We start from the raw sequence: 24,288 nt of genomic DNA, 5'->3' as shown, positions 1-24,288 counted from the left end.
CCCTATAGTATCGGTGATAATAAACGGGAAATGGATTCTTTGAACTTAATAAAACTGGAACGATTTTTGTACAGTTCAAATGTGAGCTCTGAGCAGTCTAATATATCACTTTCGAATATCTCGGCAAGACGGTGTGCCAATACTCTGTCATAAAGAAGGGCGTTCACTTCAAAGTTTAAACTAAAGCTCCGCACATCAATGTTTGCAGTACCGACTGATGCAATTTCATCATCCACAACAATCATTTTGGCGTGAATAAAGCCTTTCTCATAATGATACACTTTTGCACCTGCTTCAACGAGTGGCCCTACGTATGAATAAGTCGCCCAATAGACAAACATATGGTCAGGTTTATTTGGAATCATAATCCGCACATCGAGGCCGGATAGGGCTGCGATTCGAATAGCGTCAAAGAAAGATTCATCTGGAATGAAATACGGGGACTGTATGTACACGTATTTTTTTGCATTCGTAATTAAATGCAAATAGTTGTTTTTAATTACTTCCCATTCTGTGTCAGGACCACTTGAAATAATTTGGAGAGCTGCCGTTCCTTTTTGAGGGATAATCGGAAAATAACGCTCTGCATAGCAAATATCATTTTTTGCACTTGCTTGATTCCAGTCCAAAATGAAGCGAGTCTGTAAGGGGTGGACTGCGCTTCCTTCAATACGTAAGTGTGTATCGCGCCAGTAGCCGAATCGATCCGATAAACTTAAATATTCGTCCCCAACGTTAAATCCTCCGATATAGCCGATACGACCGTCTATTATGGAAATTTTTCTATGATTTCTAAAGTTTAAGCGTGGATTGATGAGTGGTAAAATCGAAGGGAAAAATACTTCTACTTCACCGCCAGCTTCGATCAGGTCTTTAAAATGCCGCTTCCGCACTCCGCGCGAGCCCATTTCATCAAATAGTACTCTTACTTTTACACCTTGTTTCGCTTTTTTTATTAAAGCATTTACAATGCGTTGCCCCAAGTTATCCAGTTTGAAAATATAGTATTGAATATGAATATGGTTTTTCGCATGTTGAATATCATTTATAAGTGCTTCGAACTTGTCACTGCCATCATCGAAAATCTTCACATCGTTATCCTGTGTCAGGACAGCGTTATTTGTTTTTAAATTCATATAAATGAGATGATTATAACTTTTAATATGTTCTGCACGTAGTTCCAGTTCATTATTCTCAATTGCTTCAATCTGATAACTAATCAGTTGTTCAATACCGATATCTTTTCTGCCATCCCACCGGAATAAGTGCTTTCTTCTCAATTGTCTTCCTAATAGTAAATAGAGGAAAAATCCAACAAACGGTAAGAAAAAAAGAACGAGCAACCATGCCCAAGTCGATGAAGGCTTTTTGCGCTCAAGAAAGATGACGGTCAGGGCAAATAGAATATTTATAAACATAATAAGTGGTACCAGAATGGAACTTTGAATAATTGCGCCCAAAAGATTCACCTACTTTCCTTCTTTCTTTTCATTATAGCCTATGGAAGCAAAACAAAAAAAGAAACACTTCAAGCGAGTGCTTCTTACTGTTTTAATATTCCTCAACATGGAAGTAAATATCCGAGAAATCACATTGTGCTAATTTTTTTGAGTTAATGAAGAAGCTGATAATCCCACTATCTCCCCACATAATATTTTGCTCATCGTTTGAAATGATTTGCAGTAATAATGTGTCGTAGTGCTGTAAATAGGGCGACGTTTTTCTGAAGTCCTGATGTATAAAATATGGATAGCCGCCAATTTTATGTTCTGCCGCTAAATAACTTTCCAAATATACATCCTGAAATGAACGGTCATCCAATGTAATGGGTGCATCCATTATTTCAGGTTTAAAATAATTATTTAAACGGTAATCCATTGCTGACACCGGTTCAAACTCTGTTTTTGAAATGAGCTTCATCTCCTGCTGAATCGGGAAACTGCCGATGTTTACGTCTTCTAAATACGTGAAATCATGAATAAATTCATTATAGTGAACTTGATCAGGTATATATTGGACTTTAAAATAACGACATTCCGAATGTAATTTTTCCCTTTCATAACATTGTTGTGGAATATAAAATTGCAATATACCATCTTGTGGAAATGGATGGTCAAGCTGAATCTCCGCAAAGTTAAGCTGTGCCAAAAATAGCATATAGCGATTTTGATTGTCTTTAGGGTGTTCCATTTTATTTGTTAGAAAAGGAAGGCCGGCAAATTTACTTTCGTGTAAAAACGCAGGTTGTTTCACCGGTTTTAAAATTGCTACTTGTTCAGCAGAATGACTTAAACTTGTATGAAAATGGATCAATTCTTTTGGGATATAAATATTTTTTTCTATATGTGACATTTGAAGTTCCTCCTACTGAAGTAACATCTATTTGAAATGATGAACTAAAAGGCCCGTAAGGACGAAAATTTGTTTATTCCTAATCGGAATTACTTCACAAAAATGGTTATGATATTTTCAATATTTCCACTTGTAATTTTTGTTAAACGTAGTGGGGAAATATAATGCAATTCAATTTAACTACACGCGAAAAATAAAATTATTAAATAACATGTATTTGAGAAGATTATGTAAACTAATTCAAAAGTAATTATAAAATTTACAAGAAAAAATTTTTTCTCTAAAATAAATCTATCCAGGTTTATTATTGTTAATAAACGGTTAAGTTTAATTATGTTTTAGATTTGTCACAAAACAGGAAAGAAAAATAAGATTTTACGTGGTAATATATGAAGTATTAGAAGGTCTGACCTTATTAATTTGAAACTTTTAACATGAAAAATCGTTATATATATTAACAAAGGAAAGTTTGAGGTGTAATCAAATGGCGAAAGAGATTGATTTAAAGCGTATTGTTACAAACTTATCAAAATTAGGTGTTACGGCGACAGTTACGAAATCTCGTCTTGAGCTTTTAAAAGTTTTAACACCACCAACACAAACTCCACAAACGCAAAATTAATGAAAATCAGGTGTGATGAAACCCTGTTTTTCATACCTTATTTTCATCTGAAGCAATAGAAAAAGGACCCGCGGAATGCACGGGTCCTTTTTGTTTTATTCATCGTCAGGATCATTTGTTGTAAACATATATGTTCGGTAATGAAACTTCATACTATAGACAAGACCGATTGCTAAGGCATTCCCCATCATCGAACTACCCCCATAGCTAATGAAAGGTAACGGAATACCGGTAATTGGCAGTAATTGTATCGTCATGCCGATGTTTTCAAATACATGGAATGTAATCATGGCGATAATTCCTGCACATACATAAGTACAGAACGGATCTTTTAATAATAATGTCATTTTCGTTAAGTGATAGATTAACAGGAAGTATAGACAAATAACAGCGCTTGCGCCGATAAAACCCCATTCTTCGCCAATTACAGCAAAGATAAAGTCTGTATGGTTTTCCGCCACATATACTTCACGCGCCAGGAATCCTTTCCCGAAAACCTCACCGGAGCCAATCGCATTTAGAGAAGTAATTAAATGATAGCCGTCTGATGTTGCATACGAATAGGGATCAAGCCATGAGTAAATACGAGCGAATTGGTATGGCTGGAAACCAAATGTCTTTTCAAGGAAATCCTGCATATAAAGGGCCATCCATAATAACGATCCGCCTACAAGGAAAGCTCCGCCGAATAACGGTAAAATAATTTTCCAAGTTACACCTGCCACGATTACAAGTGCAGCAGTAATGGCGATAAATACTAAAGAAGATCCTAAATCGGGCTGGAGCATAATGAAGCCAAGCGGTACTGCCAAAGTTAAAGCAATTTTGCCGAGTAGCAATAAATCGGTTTTGACCGTTTTAATTTGGTAATTTTCATTGTGCTTACTGATTAAATAGGCAGCGGCCAAAATATAAAATGTTTTCATAAATTCGGCAGGCTGAATATTACCAATTGGTGTTTGGAACCAGCTTTTTGCCCCGTTTCTCTCAACTGTTATGCCAGTTGAAGTTGGAATAATGACAAGTGCGATTAATAACAAAATCCCAAAACCAAAAAGTGGCCATGCTAATTTTTTATATTGATCTGGGTCAAAGTACATGACAAATGCAACGATAAAGGCAAAGATTGCATAGTTTAAGACTTGTTTAGGTACGTAGTTTTGGCCGTATTGCCCAGATGTCTGGGCAGAAGCGATGGCAAGTAAACTTACTCCTAAAAATAAAATTAAGATTATTGTAAGCGGCCAGTCGAACCGTTTATTAAAATTATAATTGTTTGTATCCATTCGATTCACCTTAAATTATTAAATTTAACCCGTTAAAGGGCCAGAAGATACCAACAAATTGAAGGTTCTTAATATGGGCACAACATTTCCCGGTAAAAGAATTGCAGATATAGGAAAGTTTTCGCGGAAATTGCTGTAATGTTTTAAGCTTTATTTACTTTATCATATTCTTATAAAAATTACTTTAGTAAGACTAATTTAAAAGTTGGACGAAACAGGTGAGAAAATGTTTCAAATTTGAATGAGAAGTCATATAATAATCATATTATTCATATTAAAGGGGCGTGCAAAACGTGGCGAAGAAAATGAAATCTGCTGAAGATTTTATGCATCATTTATATATTCATATGAACGATGTCGAACATTTTGTTATTTATAGTGGTCTTACACTGAAGGAATTTATGGTTTCGGTCGAGCCCGTAAAAAATGTTCTGTTATTAAAGCACGCGTACGACAACGGCTCTTTTAATATGCATACACAATTTGATTTTGTAACAAATGAAGATATGCGCGATTTTCTCAAAAAGGAAAGCGACTTAAAGAAAGATTTATGCTGGGTAGATTTTACGACAGAGAAAAACATTAATACGTTAACTCCCCTTGAACAGGCAGAGCTCTTGTATTTAAGTCATAAGCGTGAACCGCTTGCATCGCCATTTTTCAACAAATTACAAAATCGCTATGCTTATTACTCATCTGTAACTGACAAAATGACAAAAGTATATTATCGTTTTATAGGCGATTCTGAATTACTTGTTTCAAATCTATTTAATCGAATGATAAGAGATAAAGAAGGTGTTGGAAGCTTTTGGAGAAGAAAGAATAAAAACAACTCACCGACAATCGATCCTTCTACATTAAGACAATATCGGCCTTTTGTTAAGGAAGGTGCATTGCTTTCATTATATAAACTAGAAAAGCCAAATTCCCATTATGCAGTCGAAATCCGAGTGCTGAGTGATTATGATTATCCGGATGAAGTTTGGGATGATTTAGATGAAATATTAAAACAAGGCTATGATGAATTAATACAAATTAGTTGACACTCACAGCGAACAGGGCAGTGGGTGTTTTTTATCCGATTTCAGCGTTTAGTGTATTCGTGATAAAATAAGGTTAGTGAAAACTGGAGGTCAAAAAAATGAAAAAAAGAATTGGTTTATTATATGGTGGTAAGTCAGCCGAGCATGAAGTATCACTCTCAACTGCAAAGGCAGTAACACAAGCAATGGATTTTAATGAGTTTGACGTTTTCCCGATTTTTATAACATTAAAGGGTGAATGGCGTGTTGGACCTCAGTTAACAGAACCCGCTCAAACGATTGAACAATTGCAATTTACAATGGCATCAGACCAGTCTGAAAATAATATTACGCAATTTATTGCAAAACATATGGAAAGCCCATTTGATGTAATCTTCCCTTTACTGCATGGCACGAACGGTGAAGATGGTACTGTACAGGGCTTTTTGGAAGTGCTGAACATTCCTTATGTAGGTAACGGTGTGCTTGGTTCAGCGGCAGGCATGGATAAGGTAGTTATGAAGCAGTTGTTTGAAATGGCAAAATTGCCGCAACTACCTTATGAATATTTTATTCGAAGTGAATGGGAACGGGAAAAAGAAGCTTGGATCAAAAGATGCGAACAGTCTTTAGGCTATCCGATGTTTGTTAAACCGGCTAACTTAGGATCAAGTGTAGGAATTAGCAAAGCGACGAATGCGCCGGAACTAGAAAAAGCTGTCCAATTTGCGCTGCAATATGACCGCAAAATTGTGATTGAACAAGGTGTAACGGCTCGAGAAATTGAGCTTGCTGTGTTAGGGAATGATACACCTAACGTTTCAGTAGCAGGTGAGATTAAGCCAATGACTGAGTTTTATGATTATGATTCAAAATATAAAGATGGCTCGACAGCATTAATTATTCCGGCACCATTGCAAAACGATGTTTATACAGACTTAGTAGATATGGCGAAAAGAGCGTTTAAAGCGATAGACGGAGCCGGATTAGTGCGCGCTGATTTCTTTGTAACTGAAAACAACGAGATCTTCATCAATGAAGTAAATACAATGCCCGGATTTACACCGGTAAGCATGTATCCTTTATTGTGGCAGCATACAGATGTAACGTATCCACAGCTTATTAAAGAGCTGATTGGTTTTGCACTGGAACGTTATACAGAAAAACAACAGCTTCAATACAACAGAGATTGAGTGGGATAAAAAGTGAAAAAAAGTTTACAGCAGATTTCAGAATGGTTAACGATAGAAAATCAGTCATTTCCTGAAACGATTGTCACAGGTATTTCCATTGATACACGGACAATTGCTAAAGGGGATTTATTTATTCCTTTCCGTGGAGAAGCCGTAAATGGGCACCGTTTTGTTGAGCAGGCATTTGAAAAAGGCGCGGCAGCTTCTTTATGGATGATCGATGAGCCAAATCCCCCGGAACATTTGCCATTAATTTTCGTGGAAGACCCAGAGCTTGCACTTCAAAAAATGGCAGAGTGTTACCGTAATGAGCATCAAGCGACATTTATCGGGATTACCGGCTCAAACGGGAAAACGTCTTCAAAGGATATTTTGGCGGGAGCTCTTTCTCCATACTTTAAAGTACAAAAAACGATTGGGAACTTTAATAATCAGCTTGGTTTGCCAATTACGATTTTACAGCTTGATGAGGATACAGAAGTTTCCGTATTGGAAATGGGAATGAGCGGTTTCGGTGAAATTGAATTTTTAACGAAGCTTGCACGACCGCATTATGCCATTATTACGAATATTGGTGAAGCCCATATGCAAGATTTAGGATCACGGGAAGGGATTGCGAAGGCGAAGTTTGAAATTGTAAAAGGATTATCTGAAGAAGGAATTCTTTTCTATGATGGTGATGAACCGTTACTTCAAAACTTAGTTGCAAAAACACCGCAGTTAAAAACACAGCCATTTGGCTTTAGCCAAGCGCAGAGTTTAGCGGCTTCCAAAATAGAAGCGACAGCACAAGGAAGCAGTTTCCATGTAGATGGAGTAATCCAAGGGGAGTTCTTCATTTCGGTCTTAGGCGAGCACCAAGTGAAGAATACATTAAGTGCAATGCTGGTAAGTAAAGCATTAGGTTTGTCTGACGAACAAATCCGCGAAGCATTAAAGAAAGTAGTTTTAACTGATATGCGGATGCAGCTTGTTCCGGTAGGTGATTTATTATTTATTAACGATGCGTACAATGCTGCACCAACATCGATGCATGCAGCGATCCAATTTGTCGAGCAAACGACAATCCGCAATGAAAAGTGGCTTGTACTTGGTGATATGCTGGAGCTTGGAAACGATGAAATGCAGATGCATGAAGGAATTGCCGCACATATTCATCCTGAAGAAATACGCTATGTTTGCTTGTATGGCCCGCGCATGAAGTGGCTCTATAATAAACTGCAAGAAACATTTGATGCTGAGCATTTAGTGTATTCCGAAAATGAGTACGCACCGATTATCGAAAAAATTCAATCTCATGCAACAAACGAGTCCATCCTGTTAGTAAAAGGTTCTCGTGGAATGCAGTTGGAGAAAGTTATCCATTCTATCGAGCTAGCCTAGTGCTAGCTCGTTTTTTTTAGCGCAAAAACTTTTTTCGACTCTAAATGTCGCTTATTATAGATACTAACAGCTTAATGGAAGCAGGTGATTGGATGAAAATCGGCGTCCTATTTTTACATGGATTTTCAGGCGGACCGTATGAAGTAGAGCCTTTTGCGCATTATATAAAGCAACGAATAGATTGGGTCGTAAGCATTCCGACGTTCTCCGGTCACGGTGATGCAGAGCATTTGGCAATGAAAGGCTATAAAGCGGAGCATTGGATGATGGAAGCGGAAATCGAATATCGGCAGTTGAAAAAGCAAGTCGATGAAGTCATAGTCGTCGGTTTTTCAATGGGTGGTGTCATTGCGATGTACTTATCTATACGTTACCCAGTAAAAAAGTTGGTACTCCTAAGTGCTGCAGCAAAGTATGTGAGTCCTACGCAGTTAGTAAAAGATGTTCGAGCAATTGCCCAAGATATGGTGCATAAAAAGTTGGAAGAAAACGAATTGTTTGCACGGTACAAATTTAAATTTAAAAATGTCCCGTTAACTGCAACGATTGAATTTATGAAGGTCGTTAAAAAAACGGAGCCTTATATAAAAAACATTCAGTGTCCTACCTTTATTGTACAAGGGGAGCTGGATGGAATTGTGCCAAGTGCAACCGCCCAGATTTTATTTGAACAAATTCAGTCGCAACAAAAGCAAATGTATATTTCAGATTGTGGAAAACATCATATTTGTTACAGTGATGATTGTGAGCAATGGTTTGATCAAGTGTATCAATTTTTAATGGAGTAATAAATATCTGACTATTTTGATACAAAGCAATATCATTGCATACCGTTACAACCCATGTTAGACTAATAAAAGCAATGGATACATTTTGTGCGAAGACTCTTCAGACTTATTGGTGAAGAGTGCTTTTTTTTGATAAACGGTTTTATTCTATTTTTTACAAATGTAACAACCAATTAGAAACGGTAGAATTGAACCGCTCGGCAATGACCGGGCTTTCCTTTTCATATAAGAGACTCTGCATATGAAGCAGAGAGAATTTTTAAGTAACGGAAACGTTCCACATACAATGGCTCGAAATTTGCCGCCATTTCATCTGAAAATGTAACCATTTGTCAACTTATACAGGAAAAAGGAGAATGAAGAGTTTGACAAATTTTTCAGAATTAAACATTAGTGAATCGACATTACGTTCTATTAAGCGTATGGGGTTTGAAGAAGCAACACCAATCCAAGAAGGAACAGTAACGTTTGCAATGGCTGGCCGTGACGTTTTAGGCCAAGCACAAACAGGTACTGGTAAAACAGCTGCATTTGGTATTCCTTTAATCGAGAAAATCGATCCAAAAAATCCAAATATCCAGGCTTTGGTAATTGCTCCGACTCGCGAATTAGCAATCCAAGTTTCAGAAGAACTTTATAAATTAGGTTATGATAAGCGCGTAAAATTATTATCAGTATACGGAGGTCAAGAAATTGGCCGTCAAATCCGCGCATTAAAAAACAAACCACAAATTATTGTGGGTACACCGGGTCGTATTCAAGACCATATTAACCGTCGTACATTACGTTTAGACGAAGTGCAAACTTTAGTTTTAGACGAAGCGGACGAAATGTTAAACATGGGCTTCATCGATGATATTAATGCGATTTTAGAAAACGTGCCATCAAACCGCCAAACATTACTATTCTCAGCGACAATGCCTCCAGCAATCCGTAAAATTGCAGAGACATTCATGAAAGATCCTGAAATCGTAAAAATTAAAGCGAAAGAATTAACAATGGAAAACATTGAACAGTTCTTTGTAAAAGCAACAGAGCGTGAAAAATTCGATGCTTTATCTCGTCTATTGGATTCACAAAAACCAGAATTAGCAATCATCTTCGGTCGTACGAAACGCCGTGTTGATGAGTTAAGCCAAGCTTTAGGTTTACGTGGCTTCTTAGCAGAAGGTATCCATGGTGATTTATCTCAAGCGAAACGTATTTCTGTTTTACGTCAGTTTAAAGAAGGTAAAATCGATATTTTAATCGCAACAGACGTTGCAGCTCGTGGATTGGATATTTCAGGTGTAACGCATGTTTACAACTTTGACATTCCACAAGATCCAGAATCATACGTTCACCGTATTGGTCGTACAGGCCGTGCAGGTAAATCTGGTGTTGCAGTAACTTTCGTAACACCTCGTGAAATGGGTTACTTACGCATCGTAGAAGAAACTACGAAAAAACGTATGACTCCTTTACGTCCACCTTCATCTGAAGAAGCATTAGTAGGCTTACAAGAAGATGCAATGCAATCATTGGTGGAATTAGTTCAAAATAATGATTTAGGTACTTACCGTGAGTTAGCAGCTAAGTTATTGGAAAATAATGAAGCGCTTGACTTAGTAGCAGCTGCTCTTAAATCAATTACTAAAGAACCTGATGCTACACCAGTATCATTATCTGAAGAACGTCCATTACCAATGCGTCGTGACCGTTCACAAGGTGGCGGAGGCCGCGGCCGTGGCGGTAATGACCGTAACCGTGGTGGTGGCAACCGTGGCGGTGGTGACCGTCGCGGAGGAGATCGTCGTCGTGAAGGTGGCGGAGGCGGAAGCCGTTCTGGTAGCGGAAGCCGTGATGGAGGTCGTCGTGAAGGCGGTGCTCGTCGTGAAGGCTCTCGTGATCGTCGTCCACGTCCACGTCGCGAAGACTAATACTATTTCAACACATCAACGATTTTCTCGTTGGTGTGTTTTTTTATGGGGAATTTTATATAAATATATTTTCCGGGAAATAAAATTTTTATAAATTATTTAACAAATTTACTAAATAACTATACTATGAGGGAAGGGGATTAGTTTATCATCCTAGTTAGAACAGAACGAAACATTTAAGCTGTTAATACGTATAGCATAGTATAGAGAAAGAGGTGTAGGGCTAGTGAGAGAACAACCAAAGTTTCAGTTACCAAAAAAAGCGCAAACAGTGTGGCGATTATATGGAATCATTCAAACTTTTATTATCGCACTTATAACAGGCGGCATCGTATTTTTAACAGTTCGATTTGATTGGCCGCAGTGGATTATGTGGATTGCCATCGCGCTCGTATTGTTATCCATTGCATTTTCAGTTATCGTATTCCCGAGCATCCGTTGGGGAATTTGGCGTTATGAAGTACGAGAACAGGAAATTGAAATTCAAAGTGGCCTGTTTGTCGTAAAACGGACATTAATACCGATGGTACGTGTTCAACATGTTGATACAGAGCAGGGACCGATATTAAAAAAATACATGTTAGCGAATATATCGATTTCATCGGCGGCAACAGTACATACGATTCCTATGTTGAAAGTTGAAGATGCTGATGAATTGAGGACAAAAATCTCTGAACTTGCAAGGGTGGCGGAAGATGATGTCTAAAGAGAAATATAAACTTCATCCTGTAACGGCAATCATCAATGTTGTAAAAGCATTAAAAGATCTCCTTATCCCAATCATTATCATTGTGGCGGCGAACGGCTTTAATATTAATTTGGATTATCGAAGCGAAACATTTTTCAGCGAAATGATTCCACTCTTTATTTTAGTAATCGTCTTATCGGTAACGGTAGTGAGCAGTTTGATTAAGTGGTGGACATTTGTATATTGGTTTGAAGATAGTGAACTCCGTGTGGAATACGGTCTGTTTATAAAGAAAAAACGCTACATTCCATTTGATCGTATTCAAAACTTGAATTATAAAGAAGGTATTTTTCACCGGTTGTTCAAGCTTGTACAAGTACAAGTGGAAACGGCGGGAAGTAAAGATGGTAAACCGGAAGCGGAATTGACAGCAGTAACAAAAGCTGCGGCAGACGAAGTGGAAATTCAAATGAAAAAAGCGAAACAGAAACTGCCGATTGAAAGTGAACTAGGGCAAACGGCTGAAGATGAAAAACAAGAACCGGCATCAGTAGTTTTACACAAAATGAAAATCCCGGAGCTGTTACTGTTAGCGACGACTTCAAGCGGTGTGGGAGTAGTACTTGCCGGAGTTTTTGCTGTCCTTTCACAATTTGCGGAGTTTATCCCGTTTGATTTGATTTATGATGAATTGGCATTTTTAGTGGAATACGGCTTTATCGTGGTCATGATTTTAATTGCGCTTGCGCTAATACTGGCATGGGGAGTCTCTGTCGGCTTGACGTTTTTAAATTATTATAACTTTACGGTCAGCAAGCAACATGACCGGCTGATTATTACGCGAGGATTAATCGAAAAAAAACGTGTGACAATTCCGTTAAACCGGGTGCAGGCAATTAAACTGGCGGAAAACCCTTTCCAGCAAATGCTTGGCTTAGCATCTGTTGCGGTAGAAAGTGCTGGTGGAGGATTTAGCGGAGAGAATGATAAGAAAATCATTTTATTTCCGTTAATTGCAAAAAAAGAATTGTTTGCACCTTTGGCAGAACTGTTTCCTGAATATGATTTTCAAATTACGCAACTTGTTCAGCCGCCAAGAAAAGCACAGCCTTTTTTCTACCGGATTGATTTTGTATGGCTAGTCCCGTTAATCGGCGCTATTTCGTACTTTTTCTATCCATATGGACTGTTGTCAATATTGCTAATCGTTCCAATCATTCTACTTGGAAGATGGCAATTTAAGACGACTGGGTATACGGTGAAAGATCAGCAAATTACGATTGTCTCGCGTCTTGTAAGCCGTGTGACATTTTATGCATTGAAAAAGCGTGTACAAATTACGCAAGGTAGTCAAACCTATTTCCAGAAGCGACGGGATATAGGGTCTGTTAAGATTGTAGTGATGTCAGGTATGCACGGGGCTTCAGCGACAGCGCGTCATATGGAGCAACAGGAAATCGAAAGCGTACTGTCTTGGTATGAACATTAAAAAACAGGGTCCGCGAAAATTTTTTACTTTTCGCGAATCCTGTTTTTATTTTACCCGTCTAATGGGCTGTTTACGCCAGCGTCCCATATTTTTAGGGTTAAAGTAAACAACCCCTAAAATAAAGCCTGTAACCAAACCGCCTAAATGTGCAGCAATATTAATATTTGGTGTTAAAAATGTCATAATAATACTAATCACTATTAATGGCAATATTATTTGTCGTAACTGCGGGAATAAATGTCTTGTGTAATAAACAAGGGCCCCGAACGCCCCGAAAATTCCGTACAGTGCTCCACTTGCACCAACGCTTGCATAATAGGCATCTTGTGTTGCGTAAGTAGCAGCAACACCAAAAATTCCGGCTAAAAAGTAAATTGTTAAAAAGCGCATTTTGCCGGCGATTTTCTCAAGTTCCGGGCCAAATAAAAATAGAGAGAACATATTAAAAAGAACATGCATAAAACCTGCATGTAAAAACATGGACGTAATAATACGCCACCATTCACCGGCTGCAATGAGTCCATTGACGCTCATCCCGGCATAAAGCAAATCTTCGCCGAATCCCGGTAATAATGTTAGGACGAAAACAATTAAATTAATTGCTATAATTGACGATACGACCGGATATAACGTAATGTACTGTTTAAAATTTTCTCTACGAATAAACATGTTCCACCTCAATTATGTCGATACAAAATAAAACGTATTTTTATTCATTATACATTGGAGTAATGATTAAAAGAAAGGGAGAGCTATTAAATGATAAAAGGGATTGGTTTAGATTTAGTAGAATTGGACCGAATTGAAAAAATGATAGGCCGTTCAGCAAAATTTGCTCAACGAATTTTAACGGATAGGGAACTTGCCATTTTTAATACATTATCGGATATGCGCAAAGTTGAGTTTCTGGCAGGTCGCTTTGCTGCAAAGGAAGCCTATTCAAAAGCAAACGGCACAGGAATCGGTAAAGGCTGTGAACTCCACCAAATAGAAATTTTAAAAACGGAGCAAGGAAAACCTGAATTATACTTTGATGGTGAACGGGTGAACGGGTTTATTTCCATTACTCATACCCGGACAACAGCAGCTGCCCAAGTAATCTTAATGCAATAATACATACATGGACACCTTGGCTCATATAGTAATTTATCGAAATAGATAATCGAAAGGGTGAATCTTTGAAACTCCGACTGCTAGTAGTTGTCGTTTGTTGTCTCTTTTTGGCGGCGTGTGGAAAAGCTACAAAGGATGAAGTGATTGAGGATGTTAACAAGAAGTGGAATGACGCAAAAGGTTATGAATTAAGTGCTTCGATGGAAGTTCGGACAGGCGCAGAGCCACGTGTTTACGATGTAAAAGTTTGGCACACAAAACCGGATTTTTACCGAGTGGCAGTTAATCCAAAAGGTGAGTCAGAACAGCAGTTAATCGTTCGAAATGAAGAAGGTGTCTTTGTTGTCACGCCATCATTACGTAAAACGCATAAGTTCCAAAGTGAATGGCCAAAGCAAAACAGTCAGGCGTATATAATTGGTGCATTGGCTGATGATTTGGTGTCAGATTCAAAAGCGGTAATGACTGAAGATGATGCGAGCTATACTTTTGAAGTAGCAACACGAAATGTAGATCAAACAGCACTGCCGGTACAGCAAATTGTAATTGATAAGAAAACGATGCTTCCGACAAAAGTAAGTGTGATGGATGAATCTTTACAAGAACAAGTTGTGATTACATTTGCCGACATTAAATTAGGTGTGAAGCATACTGCGGAAGAATATGCAGTAGAGAAATTCACTGAAAAAGAAGAAAAGAAAGCCGCATCAGCAGAAGTCGCAGACACAGAATTTAGTGTATATTACCCTACAATTGACTGGGCACATACTAAGCTGACAGATGAGTTTGAAGTGCAGGAAGATGGAAACACACGGGTTATTTTGACATTCGAAGGGGAAAAGCCATTTACATTAATGCAGCAGCCGATCCAATCTGATGAAACAATATTACCTGTATCCGGGGACCCGGCGGATTTAGGGTATACAATAGGCGCTATTACTGACAACTCAATTCAATGGGACAAAGATGGCATGACCTTCTTTATCGCTTCCACGAAATTAACAAAAGATGAATTACTGGAAGTAGCTGCAAGTGTGCAGGAAAGTAGTATAAAATAAATTATAATTATGTCTTTCTAAACTTGTTTTTAACTTATATTTTATGGTTATATTTAAGAAGAGACATCTTGCGCATACTAGCGCAAGATGATTTCTTTCGTATACAGATTTAAAAATGGTTGACTGAAAATTACATATATAACAGTAAGTTTAAACTTATAAAAAGAGGGTAAAAATCGAAATGGATACTCCAATTTATTACAGATCAACAAAAGCAGTAATTGATCTGCAAGCAATCACACATAACATTACTTCATTGCGAAATTATATAGGACCGAATATCCAAGTTATTGCTGTCGTAAAAGCAAATGCATATGGTCATGGAGATGTGGAAGTTGCAAAAACGGCAATTGAGGCCGGTGCAACAATGCTTGCTGTCGCAACACCTGACGAAGCAGTACATATTAGAGAGAATTTTAAGGATATCGATATTTTAGTGTTAGGTGCTTCACCGCACGCTTTTATTCCGTATGCATCAGCAGAAAATATTATCCTTACTGCCTTTTCGACAGAATGGCTGAAAGAAGCACAGCAGTATACACCGCTGCTGAATCAGTTAAGACTTCATATTAAAGTTGATTCGGGTATGGGGCGTATCGGTGTATCTACTAAAGAAGAACTATTGGAATTATATACAATGATTAATTCTTCAGATGATTTTTTAGTGGATGGAATTTTTACGCATTTTGCTACTGCAGATGAAGAAGATTCAATGTACTTTGACAATCAAGCTACCCTATTCAAGGACTTTTTAGGCGCACTGCCACAAAAGCCTCGTCTTGTTCATGTTGCCAATACAGCTACCGCATTAGTAAAAGATCCTTCTTTGCGTTATGATGCGGTACGTTTCGGTATTTCCATGTACGGATTGCTGCCTTCAGGTTATGTAGGTACAAAATTGCCTTTTCCGATTAAGCCGGCATTTTCTCTACAGACAGAACTTGTACATATTAAAAAAATGAAAGCTGGTCAATCGGTAGGCTATGGTGCAACATATACAGCAGAAGAGGACTGCTATATCGGTACAGTACCGATTGGCTACGCAGATGGTATGATTCGTAAGCTTTCAGGCCAAGAAGTGCTTGTTGGAGGAAAAAGAGCGAAAATTGTCGGCAGAATTTGTATGGATCAAAGTATGATTTTACTTCCGGAAGCATATAATATTGGGGAAGAAGTTGTACTGATAGGCTGCCAACAGCAAGAGGAAATCACAATAGATGATTGGGCTCATAAACTCCAAACAATCAATTACGAAGTGCCATGTGTAATAACGGCCAGAGTTCCTAGGGTATATAAATAAATCGATGTAATATTACTGTAAATAACTTCAAATATACAAAACAAGTGTGTCCATATTTATTCCTTTATTGCGAGAATTGTCAGTTTTTTAATTTTCCTGTCTTTTCATTGTAGTCAATCAATGATAGAATGAATGGGAAATGGGATGTTCGGTGGAGGTGCTTGTTTTGTACGCGAAGGAATTAGCAGAAGTAGAAGAAGTAGTAATTGACATACCAAATGAGCTAGTAACGCAATTCGAAAGAACGTTTGGGCGTAATACTGAGAATGGTTATATGATGGCGTATTTGGCGACTCAAAATTATACAAAGCATATGCAACCAAATCAAATACGGGAAGCTTTAATAAAGGGCTATGTGGAAATGTCGCAAATTAATCTGACAATTTGCAGTGAGTGCTTGCATGCAGAGTATGAAGCGGAACATATGGTGGAGCGTCTCGTAAGCGGGGGATGACAATTTGATTGTAAAACGTGGAGACGTTTTTTTTGCTGACCTATCACCGGTGGTAGGGTCAGAACAGGGCGGGACTAGACCCGTTCTTATTATTCAAAATGATATTGGAAATCGCTTTAGTCCAACTGTCATAATAGCTGCAATAACTGCGCAAATTCAAAAAGCAAAGTTGCCTACACATGTTGAAATCGATGCAAAAAAGTATGGTTTTGAGCGTGATTCGGTAATTTTGCTTGAACAATTGCGTACAATTGATAAATCACGATTAACAGATCGTATTACTCAGCTAGATGCAAAACTAATGCAAGAAGTAGATATTGCTCTAAATATTAGTTTAGGACTCGTAAAATTTTAATACATAAAAAAACATCGAAACAACCGTTTCGGTGTTTTTTATTATTATGAATCAAAGTCCCCTGTAAATTTTAGGTGAATAGTAAACTGTAATCATGCAAAATTGTGATATTTTACTTAAAATTATAAATATAGCAAAAATATGGCTGAAAACTTATATCCAACTAAACTACAAGGATAACATATGGTATAATATATAAATTAATAATTCAAAAAACTGATACTGTACGTTAACTCCATAGAAAGAAAAAGTAGGAAATTGGGGGCACTATGATGAATACGAAATCTACCGTAGAGATTGTGACAGAATGGGATATTGTAGCTGCACGCCAACTTGGACGTAACGAGGCGAAAGCAATTGGCTTTGGCGCGGTAGATCAAGCTCGAATTACGACGGCGATAAGTGAACTGGCTCGAAATATATATTTATATGCCCGTGCCGGGGAAGTGACAATAGAGCGTATTAGTAATGAAGAGAAAGTTGGCCTTCGCATAATAGCGGCAGATAAAGGACCGGGAATAAGCAATTTGAAAAAAGTGATGGAAGACGGCTATTCAACTTCTGGCGGCCTTGGAGCGGGCTTGCCGGGAGTCAGAAGACTAATGGATAAAATGGACATCCAATCCACAGTAGGAAGTGGGACGACGATAGTTATCGAAAAATGGGTAAAGTAGGATGTGGTAAAATTTGAAAGAGCTGCAAACACAATATCAAAAAATCTTATCTGATTTTTTGGCAAACCAAACTGAGCGAAATTTATATATAGGACAAAACTTTATTCGACAGTTAATTCAAAAAAAAGTAGCTCCAGAAGAAGTCATCAATATCCACAAGTATGCGATAGAGCAAATTTATCCAGATCTACCAGAAGATATTTCGCATAGCTATGATTTTTTAATTGAGATTATGGTACACTTTGGTTTAACTTTAAAGGAGCATCAAAGTTTACTGGAACAGCAAGAAGAACTGCGTATGGAGATGAATGTCGCTACAAAGATCCAGAATATGATTCTCAGAACAACAGTACCTAGGCTTGATCAGATTGATATTGGGATGCTATCTGTACCAATCCGCAAAATGAATGGTGATTATGTTCACTTCTTAAACAACAATGATTCAGTTGTCAGTGTAGCTGTGACAGATGTTGTTGGAAAAGGTGTGCCAGCAGCCCTTTGTATGTCTATGGTCAAATATGGGCTTGATACACTTGAGTACGCAACGAAAGATCCATCTTACATTTTAGAAGTGTTAAATCGTATTATCGAAAAAAGTGTTGATGATAGTATGTTTGTCTCGATGTTTTACGGGACATACAATATTGAAGAAAGCAAATTTACATATGGGTCGGCTGGGCATGAGCCTGCTATATATTATAATGCTCGTAAAAAAACTTTCTTTGATTTGGAATCGAAAGGTTTACTATTAGGTGTTATGCCGGAAGTGACATACCCGCAGTACGACATCTGTTTGGAAGAAAGTGATTTTATCATTATGATTACAGATGGTGTAACGGATTTTCGTAAGCAAGGAGAGTTGGATCCTCGGGATGTGATTAAGAATTTGGCATTAAGTTGTAGCCATCTTTCGGCGCAGGAAATGTGTGAGGAAATGTACGCCTATTTGAAAAACATGTCTGATTTTGAATTGGAAGATGATTTTACGGTTGTTATTTTTAAAAAATAAAAAAATTTATGTTTGAGCTCCCGCGGATTCGGGAAAAGTAATTAGGCTTATAATGGAGGTGTCTAATAATGAATGTTAATGTTCAATTTAGAGAAGATGGAAACGTATTAAAAGGTTATATCGAGGGTGAAATCGATACTTACACAGCCCCGATTTTACGTGAAGAGCTAGAGACTGTTCAAATTGTAGAAGGCCGAGAAATCGAATTGGATTTATCAAAAGTAAATTATATGGACAGTACGGGTTTAGGGATATTTGTAGCATTTTATAAAAAAGTTACGAAGGAAAATGCATCATTAAAATTAGTGAATTTATCAAATCGTTTAGTAAGATTGTTTGAAATTACAGGATTAAGTGAATTAATGAGTATTGAGATTGATGAGGAATTGGAGTTGAAATGATGAGAGCATTTGACTATATTGAAATTCGAGTGCCTGCCAAATCGCAATATGTAAGTGTTATACGGCTAACAATTTCAGGATTAGCGATGCGAGTTGGGTTTACTTATGATGAAATTGAAGACTTAAAAATAGCTACAAGTGAAGCGGTGACAAATGTTGTTCACCATGCTTATAAAGCAAACGAGGAAGGCGAAGTTGTAATCGGTTGTGCATTATTTGAAGACAAGATTGAAATAATGGTCGCAGATTACGGTGTAAGCTTTAACTTTGAAGAGATCAAATCAAAAGTTGGTCCATATCATGAAAATGAAAACGTAGCATTATTACGTGAAGGTGGATTAGGGATTTATTTAATGGAGACTTTAATGGATGAAGTGAAATTAAATAACGAAGGTGGCGTCACTGTTTTCATGACAAAGTATGTCTCGAGAGAGCAGGTGAAAGGGAATGTCGAAAGAATCACTACCTAAGAATACATCAAAAGAAGAAGTGCTAAATTGGATTGCAGAATATCAGGCGAGCGGCTGTGAAGATTCACAAACAAATCTTGTGCTCCATTACCAGCAATTAGTCGAGTCGATTGCACGCAAATATTCACATGGTAAATCTTATTATGATGATATTGTACAAGTAGGGATGCTTGGCTTATTAGGTGCGATCCGACGATTTGACCCTTCTTTTGGCAGAAGCTTTGAGGCGTTTGCTGTTCCGACAATCGTCGGAGAAATAAAACGCTTTTTACGTGATAAGACTTGGGACGTGCATGTTCCAAGACGTATTAAAGAATTAGGACCTAGAATCAAGGCGGCTGTCGAAGCATTAACGACATCGCTACAACGTTCCCCTTCCATTACCGAAATTGCAACATATTTAGAAGTACAGGATGAGGACGTACTGGAAGCGATGGAGATGGGTCGAAGCTATCAGGCATTGTCGATGGACCATTCGATCGAATCGGATTCTGATGGCAGTACGGTAACGTTATTTGATGTAGTCGGTCGAGAAGACACAGGCTATGAAGTAACAAACCGCCGCATGATTGTAGCAGATGCGATGAATGTATTAAATGAACGTGAGCGACAGATTATCCAATTAACTTATTTGGAACAGCTTAGTCAAAAGGAAGCCGGAGAAAGACTCGGTATATCCCAAATGCACGTTTCGCGAATTCAACGTAAAGCAATTAAAAAATTACAAGACGCCATTACAGCAAGTGGCGGCGTCTCATTATAAAGTTTAAGAGTCTACTAGCATAAATTAGTAGGCTCTTTTTTCATGCATAAATTCGAAGCTTTTTTGGGAAACAATACAAATGGAATGGTACACTAAAAGAAAGTTCGAAATTTAAAGGAGTGGCATGATGGATCAACAAAAAATGTTACAAATAATCGCGAAAGACGCGAAAGTGGAACCAAAGCAAGCTCAAGCGGTTATTGGACTACTGGAAGAAGGTAACACAGTACCTTTTATCGCACGTTACCGAAAAGAAATGACAGGTTCACTTGATGAAGTACAAATAAAGGCAGTGGAAGACCGCTACCATTACATACAACAGCTAGAAACACGAAAGGAAGAAGTGCTGCGTTTAATCGATGAGCAAGGTAAATTAACGGAAGAACTACAAACAGCTATCCAAGCATCAACGGTTCTTCAACGCATAGAAGACTTGTACCGACCATTTAAACAAAAGCGCCGTACAAAAGCAACGATTGCCAAAGAACGGGGTTTGGAACCGTTAGCGGAAGAACTGTTAAAGCTTAAAAAGCGTACGTTGGAAGAAATGGCGTCGCCTTATATAAACGAAGAACAAGGTGTTACTGGAATAGAAGATGCATTGGCTGGCGCACGAGATATTTTAGCGGAGCGATTTGCCGATGATGCTGCAATTCGTGAAAAGCTGCGTACCTTATCTTGGCGTGAAGGGAAGCTTGTAACAACGGTAAAAAATGCGGAAAAAGATGAAAAACAAGTATTTGAAATGTATTATTCATATGAAGAACCCGTTCATCGAATTGCACCCCACAGAATACTGGCGGTAAACCGCGGTGAAAAAGAAGAAGTGATACGTGCAGCAATTGAAGTTCCAATCGATAAAGCGACAACATTAATGGAAAATTATTTTATTCCAAGAAATTTTGTTGGCCCTTCTGTAAATGAAGTGAAAATGGCAGTTGCGGATAGCTATAAACGGTTAATTAAACCGTCTATTGAAAATGAGCTTCGAGCAGAACTCTCATCAAAAGCAGAAACACAAGCGATTCATATTTTCTCGGAAAATCTACGGAACTTATTATTACAGCCGCCAATGCGCGGTAAAATGGTTCTTGGTGTTGACCCTGCATATAGAACAGGATGCAAATTAGCGGTAGTCGATGAAATGGGCAAGATGATTGAAGTTGGCGTTATATATCCCCACACTACGTCGGATCCGTCAAAAGCAAAAGCAACTGTGAAGGCATTATTAAAGAAATATCCGATTAGTATTATTGCGATTGGAAACGGGACAGCCTCCCGTGAAACAGAGCAGTTTATTGCGGAACTGCTGAAAGAAGTAGACGGAAACATTGCATATGTAATTGTCAACGAGGCAGGGGCCTCCGTATATTCTGCTTCAGAAGTTGCGCGAGCGGAGTTTCCGGATTTACAGGTAGAACAACGAAGTGCTGTATCAATTGCCCGTCGTATACAAGACCCGTTATCCGAGCTAGTGAAAATTGATCCGAAAGCAGTCGGAGTAGGGCAATATCAGCATGATGTTTCACAAAAACAACTCGCGGAATCACTAACGTTTATTGTAGAAACAGCGGTAAACCAAGTTGGGGTAGATGTAAATACAGCTTCGGCCTCCCTTTTACAATATGTATCTGGACTTTCAAAAACGGTTGCGGAAAATATTGTGTCGATGCGTAGTGAAAACGGCCAATTTACATCACGGGCACAACTGAAAAAAATCCCGCGATTAGGTGCTAAAACTTACGAGCAGGCTGTCGGTTTCTTGCGTATTGCAGATGCCAAAAATCGGTTAGATGCTACAGGAATCCATCCGGAAAGCTATAAATTAGCCGAAGCAGTATTGGAGGCAGCAGGGTTAACGAAAAAGGATGTCGGAACGGCAAAAGCCGAAGAAGCGATTAGCAAGTTAAATTTAGCAACACTAGGTGAGTCATTAGAAGTAGGGGAAGTTACGTTGAAAGACATTGTCGATACATTAATGAAACCTACCCGTGACCCTCGTGATGCTTTCCCACAACCGCTATTGAAAACAGATGTACTTCAAATGGATGACTTGCAAGTTGGAATGGAACTGCAAGGGACAGTTCGAAATGTCGTTGATTTTGGAGCATTTGTCGATATCGGAGTAAAGCAGGATGGACTTGTCCATATTTCCAAATTGCAAAAAGGTCGTGTTAAACATCCATTAGATGTTGTTTCCTTGGGGGATATCGTGACGGTTTGGGTAGAAAAAGTCGAAGCAAATAAAGGTCGTATTTCTTTAACGATGTTAACTCCTGAAAATCAACTTAGCGTGTAAAGAGCATGATTTTCAATTATAATAAAAAGCGCATAGCTGTATATGCGCTTTTTATTAATTTAAGGGGGTTGGCATATGACGGACGAACAGGCACAAAAATTAGTTGAACAGTTATCAAACGACTTTTTTAATCGACCGTTTATTCATAAGGCTTATTTTAATAGTCGCTTGAAAACGACGGGCGGTCGGTATATGTTAAATAGCCACAATATCGAACTTAATAAAAAACTATATGATCATTTCGGTATAGAGGAGTTAAAGGGTATTATTTTACATGAACTTTGCCATTATCATCTACATATTTTAGGGATGGGTTATAGGCATGGTGATGCGGATTTTCGGAATCTATTGAAAAAAGTAGGCGCGCCACGTTTTTGTTCTACATTGGAACAGCCAAAAGAAAAGCCGAAGCAAAAGACAATACATATATATAGCTGTACGAATTGCGGACAAATATATAAAAGAAAAAGAAAAATGGATGTAAAAAAATATTGCTGCAGCATGTGCAAAGGGAAAATTAAATTTCTCCACAGTGAAAAATATTTTTAGAAATGATGTTTAAAAATAAGTGAATAATGGTATACAGTATTTATGTTGTTTTTTAAAAAAACGAATTAATTTTTTACCCTATATATAGGAAGAGATTTTTTCTTTATTTTTTTAAAAGAAAAGTGTTGACGAAACGGAAATCGCTCTCTATAATAGTAAAAGTCGACAAGATGATGTCGCAACGAAGTAATTATTCCGAAGTAGCTCAGTTGGTAGAGCATCCGGCTGTTAACCGGCAGGTCGCAGGTTCGAGTCCTGCCTTCGGAGCCAATATTGGCCCGTTGGTCAAGTGGTTAAGACACCGCCCTTTCACGGCGGTAACACGGGTTCGAATCCCGTACGGGTCACCACTTATATTTTAATAATGAAGATTTACTAATGGTCCCGTGGTGTAGCGGTTAACATGCCTGCCTGTCACGCAGGAGATCGCCGGTTCGATCCCGGTCGGGACCGCCATTTTTTGGGGTATAGCCAAGCGGTAAGGCAACGGATTTTGATTCCGTCATGCCCTGGTTCGAATCCAGGTACCCCAGCCATTTAGAGCCATTAGCTCAGTTGGTAGAGCATCTGACTTTTAATCAGAGGGTCGAAGGTTCGAGTCCTTCATGGCTCACCAGTTTTCATATTGACAAATTATTTCAGAGATGTATAATAATTATTGTCGGATGAAGCGGTCGTGGCGGAATGGCAGACGCGCTAGGTTGAGGGCCTAGTGGGGGCAACCCCGTGGAGGTTCAAGTCCTCTCGGCCGCACCAAAAATTCCCGGCGTCCGTAGCTCAATTGGATAGAGCGTCTGACTACGGATCAGAAGGTTATGGGTTCGACTCCTGTCGGGCGCGCCATAATTTACTATAATATAATGCGGGTGTAGTTTAGTGGTAAAACCTCAGCCTTCCAAGCTGATGTTGTCGGTTCGATTCCGATCACCCGCTCCAGTTTTTATTTAAAAAAACTGTTGACATCTAAAAGAAGATGTTATAAGATATAAAAGTTGTCACTTAAGGCAACACAATGAACCTTGAAAACTGAACAAGCAACGTTAATGAAACAAGCTTCTTAAATGAAGCAAACAATAGATTTCAACTTCTAACGAAGTTGGA

24 protein-coding genes and 8 tRNA genes are annotated in these 24,288 nt (G+C 38.3%); 28 read left to right on the top strand and 4 right to left on the bottom strand.

All coding sequences use genetic code 11. The annotated features are described in order from the left end of the window. Positions 1-2: 2 nt before the first annotated feature. Together cls and ACQKN3_RS18260 are read right to left on the bottom strand one after the other, a co-directional pair. Positions 3-1,469 carry a cardiolipin synthase gene (gene cls, locus ACQKN3_RS18265; protein ID WP_427713811.1) on the bottom strand — a complete coding sequence of 489 codons (1,467 nt, stop codon included), beginning with the start codon at positions 1,467-1,469 and terminating at the stop codon, positions 3-5. An 82-nt stretch (positions 1,470-1,551) separates the two neighbouring features. Continuing rightward, positions 1,552-2,352 (bottom strand): YwqG family protein, encoded by an 801-nt coding sequence (locus ACQKN3_RS18260; protein ID WP_427713809.1) that lies wholly within the window; start codon positions 2,350-2,352, stop codon positions 1,552-1,554. Positions 2,353-2,836: 484 nt separating this feature from the next. Here ACQKN3_RS18260 and ACQKN3_RS18255 point away from each other — a divergent pair, with 484 nt between their 5' ends. After that, the gene (locus ACQKN3_RS18255; protein WP_176141992.1) at positions 2,837-2,974 is read left to right on the top strand and encodes an Lmo0850 family protein; all 138 of its coding nucleotides are present in this window, start codon (positions 2,837-2,839) and stop codon (positions 2,972-2,974) included. Positions 2,975-3,069: 95 nt separating this feature from the next. Here ACQKN3_RS18255 and ACQKN3_RS18250 read toward each other — a convergent pair whose 3' ends face one another. Then, the gene (locus ACQKN3_RS18250) at positions 3,070-4,260 is read right to left on the bottom strand and encodes an FtsW/RodA/SpoVE family cell cycle protein (RefSeq protein WP_251691291.1); all 1,191 of its coding nucleotides are present in this window, start codon (positions 4,258-4,260) and stop codon (positions 3,070-3,072) included. Positions 4,261-4,553: 293 nt separating this feature from the next. On the opposite strand from ACQKN3_RS18250, the gene ACQKN3_RS18245 reads away from it, so the two are divergent. The 7 genes from ACQKN3_RS18245 (at position 4,554) to ACQKN3_RS18215 (ending at position 12,742) form a co-directional block, all read left to right on the top strand. Further along, positions 4,554-5,303: a hypothetical protein gene (locus ACQKN3_RS18245; protein WP_427713805.1), complete on the top strand. Its 750-nt coding sequence runs from the start codon at positions 4,554-4,556 to the stop codon at positions 5,301-5,303. Positions 5,304-5,401: 98 nt separating this feature from the next. After that, a complete protein-coding gene (locus ACQKN3_RS18240) occupies positions 5,402-6,475 on the top strand; it encodes a D-alanine--D-alanine ligase (RefSeq protein ID WP_427713803.1) in 1,074 nt (357 codons plus the stop codon). Positions 6,476-6,487: 12 nt separating this feature from the next. After that, positions 6,488-7,858: a UDP-N-acetylmuramoyl-tripeptide--D-alanyl-D-alanine ligase gene (locus ACQKN3_RS18235; RefSeq protein WP_251691297.1), complete on the top strand. Its 1,371-nt coding sequence runs from the start codon at positions 6,488-6,490 to the stop codon at positions 7,856-7,858. Positions 7,859-7,950: 92 nt separating this feature from the next. Then, on the top strand, positions 7,951-8,646 hold the full coding sequence (locus ACQKN3_RS18230; RefSeq protein WP_427713801.1) for an alpha/beta hydrolase: 696 nt from the start codon (positions 7,951-7,953) through the stop codon (positions 8,644-8,646). Between the two features lie 365 nt (positions 8,647-9,011). After that, the gene (locus ACQKN3_RS18225; RefSeq protein ID WP_251691300.1) at positions 9,012-10,565 is read left to right on the top strand and encodes a DEAD/DEAH box helicase; all 1,554 of its coding nucleotides are present in this window, start codon (positions 9,012-9,014) and stop codon (positions 10,563-10,565) included. Positions 10,566-10,791: 226 nt separating this feature from the next. Continuing rightward, positions 10,792-11,271, top strand: coding sequence for a PH domain-containing protein (locus tag ACQKN3_RS18220; protein WP_251691302.1), 480 nt, complete (start codon positions 10,792-10,794; stop codon positions 11,269-11,271). Further along, positions 11,264-12,742 (top strand): PH domain-containing protein, encoded by a 1,479-nt coding sequence (locus tag ACQKN3_RS18215; protein WP_251691304.1) that lies wholly within the window; start codon positions 11,264-11,266, stop codon positions 12,740-12,742. Before ACQKN3_RS18220 ends, ACQKN3_RS18215 begins: the two co-directional genes overlap by 8 nt. A 45-nt stretch (positions 12,743-12,787) precedes the next feature. Here the strand turns inward: ACQKN3_RS18215 and ACQKN3_RS18210 are convergent, their stop codons facing one another. After that, positions 12,788-13,411, bottom strand: a complete 624-nt coding sequence (locus tag ACQKN3_RS18210) for a rhomboid family intramembrane serine protease (protein ID WP_251691306.1) — start codon at positions 13,409-13,411, stop codon at positions 12,788-12,790. A 90-nt stretch (positions 13,412-13,501) separates the two neighbouring features. On the opposite strand from ACQKN3_RS18210, the gene acpS reads away from it, so the two are divergent. The 20 genes from acpS to ACQKN3_RS18110 all read left to right on the top strand — a co-directional run bounded on the left by acpS (position 13,502) and on the right by ACQKN3_RS18110 (position 24,123). Beyond that, on the top strand, positions 13,502-13,855 hold the full coding sequence (gene acpS / locus ACQKN3_RS18205; protein ID WP_251691308.1) for a holo-ACP synthase: 354 nt from the start codon (positions 13,502-13,504) through the stop codon (positions 13,853-13,855). A 65-nt stretch (positions 13,856-13,920) separates the two neighbouring features. Further along, positions 13,921-14,913 carry a LolA family protein gene (locus tag ACQKN3_RS18200; protein WP_251691310.1) on the top strand — a complete coding sequence of 331 codons (993 nt, stop codon included), beginning with the start codon at positions 13,921-13,923 and terminating at the stop codon, positions 14,911-14,913. Positions 14,914-15,094: 181 nt separating this feature from the next. Next, positions 15,095-16,213, top strand: coding sequence for an alanine racemase (alr, locus tag ACQKN3_RS18195; protein ID WP_427713795.1), 1,119 nt, complete (start codon positions 15,095-15,097; stop codon positions 16,211-16,213). Between the two features lie 166 nt (positions 16,214-16,379). Next, positions 16,380-16,667 carry a transcriptional regulator gene (locus ACQKN3_RS18190; RefSeq protein ID WP_251691314.1) on the top strand — a complete coding sequence of 96 codons (288 nt, stop codon included), beginning with the start codon at positions 16,380-16,382 and terminating at the stop codon, positions 16,665-16,667. 4 nt (positions 16,668-16,671) lie between these two features. Beyond that, positions 16,672-17,022, top strand: a complete 351-nt coding sequence (locus ACQKN3_RS18185; RefSeq protein ID WP_008405778.1) for a type II toxin-antitoxin system PemK/MazF family toxin — start codon at positions 16,672-16,674, stop codon at positions 17,020-17,022. Positions 17,023-17,294: 272 nt separating this feature from the next. Next, entirely contained in the window at positions 17,295-17,696 is a 402-nt protein-coding gene (locus ACQKN3_RS18180; protein ID WP_427713791.1) for an anti-sigma regulatory factor, read from the top strand. A 13-nt stretch (positions 17,697-17,709) separates the two neighbouring features. After that, on the top strand, positions 17,710-18,705 hold the full coding sequence (locus ACQKN3_RS18175; RefSeq protein ID WP_251691318.1) for a PP2C family protein-serine/threonine phosphatase: 996 nt from the start codon (positions 17,710-17,712) through the stop codon (positions 18,703-18,705). A 68-nt stretch (positions 18,706-18,773) separates the two neighbouring features. Continuing rightward, on the top strand, positions 18,774-19,106 hold the full coding sequence (locus ACQKN3_RS18170; RefSeq protein ID WP_251691320.1) for an STAS domain-containing protein: 333 nt from the start codon (positions 18,774-18,776) through the stop codon (positions 19,104-19,106). Beyond that, the gene (rsbW, locus tag ACQKN3_RS18165) at positions 19,106-19,576 is read left to right on the top strand and encodes an anti-sigma B factor RsbW (protein ID WP_014822539.1); all 471 of its coding nucleotides are present in this window, start codon (positions 19,106-19,108) and stop codon (positions 19,574-19,576) included. The genes ACQKN3_RS18170 and rsbW overlap by 1 nt, the downstream gene beginning before the upstream one ends. Continuing rightward, on the top strand, positions 19,554-20,339 hold the full coding sequence (sigB, locus tag ACQKN3_RS18160) for an RNA polymerase sigma factor SigB (RefSeq protein ID WP_079523292.1): 786 nt from the start codon (positions 19,554-19,556) through the stop codon (positions 20,337-20,339). The genes rsbW and sigB overlap by 23 nt, the downstream gene beginning before the upstream one ends. A gap of 127 nt (positions 20,340-20,466) precedes the next feature. Next, entirely contained in the window at positions 20,467-22,638 is a 2,172-nt protein-coding gene (locus ACQKN3_RS18155; protein WP_427713786.1) for a Tex family protein, read from the top strand. A 75-nt stretch (positions 22,639-22,713) separates the two neighbouring features. Then, a complete protein-coding gene (locus ACQKN3_RS18150) occupies positions 22,714-23,187 on the top strand; it encodes a SprT family protein (RefSeq protein ID WP_427713784.1) in 474 nt (157 codons plus the stop codon). A 194-nt stretch (positions 23,188-23,381) separates the two neighbouring features. Further along, positions 23,382-23,457: transfer RNA gene (locus tag ACQKN3_RS18145), tRNA-Asn, on the top strand. A 5-nt stretch (positions 23,458-23,462) separates the two neighbouring features. Further along, positions 23,463-23,537 (top strand) — tRNA-Glu (locus tag ACQKN3_RS18140). Between the two features lie 30 nt (positions 23,538-23,567). Further along, positions 23,568-23,643, top strand: a tRNA-Asp gene (locus ACQKN3_RS18135). A 5-nt stretch (positions 23,644-23,648) separates the two neighbouring features. Continuing rightward, positions 23,649-23,723, top strand: a tRNA-Gln gene (locus tag ACQKN3_RS18130). Between the two features lie 4 nt (positions 23,724-23,727). Continuing rightward, positions 23,728-23,803, top strand: a tRNA-Lys gene (locus tag ACQKN3_RS18125). A gap of 54 nt (positions 23,804-23,857) precedes the next feature. Further along, positions 23,858-23,943, top strand: a tRNA-Leu gene (locus ACQKN3_RS18120). Between the two features lie 10 nt (positions 23,944-23,953). Continuing rightward, positions 23,954-24,030 (top strand) — tRNA-Arg (locus ACQKN3_RS18115). Positions 24,031-24,049: 19 nt separating this feature from the next. Next, positions 24,050-24,123: transfer RNA gene (locus ACQKN3_RS18110), tRNA-Gly, on the top strand. Positions 24,124-24,288: the final 165 nt, after the last annotated feature.

The organism is Solibacillus sp. NPDC093137, assembly GCF_050280445.1.
GTDB lineage: Bacteria > Bacillota > Bacilli > Bacillales_A > Planococcaceae > Solibacillus > Solibacillus isronensis_B.
This window is presented reverse-complemented; position numbering and strand designations above follow the sequence as displayed.

Bases quoted from the DNA above. Each gene is read 5' to 3' on its own strand.
- ACQKN3_RS18260 (WP_427713809.1), bottom strand. From the start codon at position 2,352: ATGTCACATATAGAAAAAAATATTTATATCCCAAAAGAATTGATCCAT.
- ACQKN3_RS18255 (WP_176141992.1), top strand. From the start codon at position 2,837: ATGGCGAAAGAGATTGATTTAAAGCGTATTGTTACAAACTTATCAAAA.
- ACQKN3_RS18250 (WP_251691291.1), bottom strand. From the start codon at position 4,260: ATGGATACAAACAATTATAATTTTAATAAACGGTTCGACTGGCCGCTT.
- ACQKN3_RS18240 (WP_427713803.1), top strand. From the start codon at position 5,402: ATGAAAAAAAGAATTGGTTTATTATATGGTGGTAAGTCAGCCGAGCAT.
- ACQKN3_RS18230 (WP_427713801.1), top strand. From the start codon at position 7,951: ATGAAAATCGGCGTCCTATTTTTACATGGATTTTCAGGCGGACCGTAT.
- ACQKN3_RS18215 (WP_251691304.1), top strand. From the start codon at position 11,264: ATGTCTAAAGAGAAATATAAACTTCATCCTGTAACGGCAATCATCAAT.
- ACQKN3_RS18210 (WP_251691306.1), bottom strand. From the start codon at position 13,411: ATGTTTATTCGTAGAGAAAATTTTAAACAGTACATTACGTTATATCCG.
- acpS (WP_251691308.1), top strand. From the start codon at position 13,502: ATGATAAAAGGGATTGGTTTAGATTTAGTAGAATTGGACCGAATTGAA.
- alr (WP_427713795.1), top strand. From the start codon at position 15,095: ATGGATACTCCAATTTATTACAGATCAACAAAAGCAGTAATTGATCTG.
- ACQKN3_RS18180 (WP_427713791.1), top strand. From the start codon at position 17,295: ATGAATACGAAATCTACCGTAGAGATTGTGACAGAATGGGATATTGTA.
- ACQKN3_RS18170 (WP_251691320.1), top strand. From the start codon at position 18,774: ATGAATGTTAATGTTCAATTTAGAGAAGATGGAAACGTATTAAAAGGT.
- rsbW (WP_014822539.1), top strand. From the start codon at position 19,106: ATGAGAGCATTTGACTATATTGAAATTCGAGTGCCTGCCAAATCGCAA.
- sigB (WP_079523292.1), top strand. From the start codon at position 19,554: ATGTCGAAAGAATCACTACCTAAGAATACATCAAAAGAAGAAGTGCTA.
- ACQKN3_RS18155 (WP_427713786.1), top strand. From the start codon at position 20,467: ATGGATCAACAAAAAATGTTACAAATAATCGCGAAAGACGCGAAAGTG.
- ACQKN3_RS18150 (WP_427713784.1), top strand. From the start codon at position 22,714: ATGACGGACGAACAGGCACAAAAATTAGTTGAACAGTTATCAAACGAC.